The organism is Tolypothrix sp. VBCCA 56010 (assembly GCF_050875635.1).
In the GTDB taxonomy this organism is placed as follows: Bacteria; Cyanobacteriota; Cyanobacteriia; order Cyanobacteriales; family Nostocaceae; genus Hassallia.
This window is the reverse complement of the sequence record NZ_JBPAOH010000535.1, coordinates 1-224: the sequence shown is the minus strand read 5'-3', so window position 1 is coordinate 224 and position 224 is coordinate 1. Positions and strand designations below refer to the sequence as shown.

1 protein-coding gene is annotated in these 224 nt (G+C 51.8%); it reads right to left on the bottom strand.

What is annotated here, in order from left to right:
- A partial coding sequence (locus tag AABK37_RS42250) for a hypothetical protein (protein WP_432557311.1) occupies nucleotides 1-188 on the bottom strand: 188 nt, incomplete at its 3' end.
- Nucleotides 189-224 lie beyond the last annotated feature (36 nt).

The following is a 224-nucleotide window of genomic DNA, read 5'->3' as shown; positions in this document are numbered from 1 at the left end:
ACCTCACCCCGGTCTCGTTTCATGAATTCACCAATGTAATCCCCCTGCTGTTCCCTGCTCAGACCTTCCAGACGCTCCTCCTTGATGTCATAACCGCCCTCACCAACATACCGGTGAACGATCTGAACCGGCTCGCCATATTCCTCAAGGTGAAAACTGGTCCGAAGAATACTGTGCCGCTCGATCAACAAACCAAAGGCCTTTTGCAACCTGCCGAAATCGTA